We start from the raw sequence: 1892 nt of genomic DNA, 5'->3' as shown, positions 1-1892 counted from the left end.
GTTTTTTAGAAATTCTAAATAAAATAAATGTAGATATAAATAAATATGTAAAAAACAATCTTTACTAATAAACTTCTTAATAACATATTATGGCTAATTGAGCCGTTTTTTTACCGTGAAAAAGAGACTATTCGGTTTCTTTTTGTGAGAGGATTTATTCATTTATTAGAGAATTAAAAGTAAAATTATGGAAAATTAATATGTGAGGAGTATACAAATGAGTCAATTTGTTAATTCAACAATGGAAGGTAAAAATTTTAGTGCTGTTCAAGTAGGAAAGTGGGAGGATTTGCTTCAATATAAAAATGGAAATCCATTTAAAGCTCCTGGAAAGGTATTTCTTAAAGATGACTTACAATGTACAGGGATGGAAGTTTCACTAAATGTTTTCCCTCCAGGCATTTCAATGCCCTTTTATCATAAGCATAGAGAAAATGAAGAGCTGTATATCWTCGTCAAAGGACAAGGGGAATTCAAGATTGATGATGAAATTCTTGAAATCAAAGAGGGTACTGTCATAAGGGTGGCACAAGAGGGGGAAAGAATTTGGCGTAACAATTCAAGTGAACCTCTCTATTTTATTTGTATTCAAGCTAGGGCAAATACTTTGGAAGAAAGTAATATCGAGGATGGTATTAAGCTAGATAAATTCGTTGAATGGATTGAAAAATAGGTGCCACTGTACGATTAAATATCGTTTCGCTCCTTGTATTTTGTCTTTTGAAGAAAACTTATCTATAGAAAAGTACACCCAATTGTTAAACTGAATGTAACAATTGGGTGTACTTCATAGGAAACCAACTGTGTTTAAAGAATGGCTTTTTTCAATCTTTATTCTATAAAGGTTCATTATCCGTACTTGTTCCTCAGTTAACTCTTCTTTATTCCAATACATATGCATTAAACTATATTCGAATATTTCCTTTAATTTAATAAACAATGGAAGCTGCTCTATCATTTCTTTAGGTAGATCATTTTCCTCCTGGTATCCGTCGATTATTGCTTTTGTAATAGAATTCTCATAGTCGACTATGTTGCCATTCCCAACGAAAGAATATTCTATCGCGCTATAGACTGGAACAGCTAAATCGAATATGTAAAAATGATTTTCACAGTCTTGAAAATCAATCATTGTTAAATTTAAATCATTGTCCACTAATATGTTTTCTAACCATAAATCTCCATGAATTAAGCCGTAATTTGAAGTGGACTTTGGCAGCTCCTTTATAGAAGTTAAAACGTCAGATGCAATTTCTCTTATAGTAGTTTCTTCTTTTGGGATATAGTTAAGAAAATTATACTCTTCATTTTCATACCAGTCGTTTATATGTTTTACTGGTTCAATACTTTCGAAATTTTTAGATACACGATGTAATTTACAAATTTGTTGACCAAGCTTTTTAAATACATTAGAATTCCAYTCGTTTCTTGGTAAATGTATACCAGGAGCAGCTTTATATAATACAGCAAAAACTTCTTTGTCTAATGTTATTTTCTCTACTAAATTCCCCTTTAAAGAAGGTATTATGGGAGGGACTCCTAAGCCCTTTTGATATAAAAAGTTCGTATATGTAACTTCTTCTAATTGCTCTTCATATGTTTTATAGTTTGTAATTCTAACGAAGTAAGTACCTTGTGCTGTGAGACATTGATACATTTCATTTGTTATTGGTTTCATTTCAATAAAATCCAATGGATATAGTTTATTAATTAGTTTAAGTATCTCTTTTTCTATATTATTCATTTTAACTTCCTTTCCAAACATAAATTTTCTACTCACAAAACTACTAGTTCCTTAACTTACAAATTTCGTGTTTTATTTGGTAGAATCCTTTAAAAAAGATTTATCCCGTAAAAGTCCGATTAGTATGGGATAATAATCAGTGGGGAGG

At 30.4% G+C, this 1892-nt stretch carries 2 protein-coding genes; one reads left to right on the top strand and one right to left on the bottom strand.

Annotation, left to right across the window (positions count from 1 at the left end; translation table 11 throughout):
• Positions 1 to 217: 217 nt before the first annotated feature.
• Positions 218 to 673 carry a cupin domain-containing protein gene (locus AC1DTM_RS24590; protein WP_477001109.1) on the top strand — a complete coding sequence of 152 codons (456 nt, stop codon included), beginning with the start codon at positions 218 to 220 and terminating at the stop codon, positions 671 to 673.
• 114 nt (positions 674 to 787) lie between these two features.
• Here AC1DTM_RS24590 and AC1DTM_RS24585 read toward each other — a convergent pair whose 3' ends face one another.
• Complete coding sequence (locus AC1DTM_RS24585) at positions 788 to 1765, bottom strand: phosphotransferase enzyme family protein (protein WP_016104923.1); 978 nt, start codon at positions 1763 to 1765, stop codon at positions 788 to 790.
• Positions 1766 to 1892: the final 127 nt, after the last annotated feature.

It is taken from the genome of Bacillus sp. P4_D3, assembly GCF_056401855.1.
Note: the sequence above shows the minus strand (reverse complement) of the source record. Positions and strands in the feature narration are given on the sequence as shown.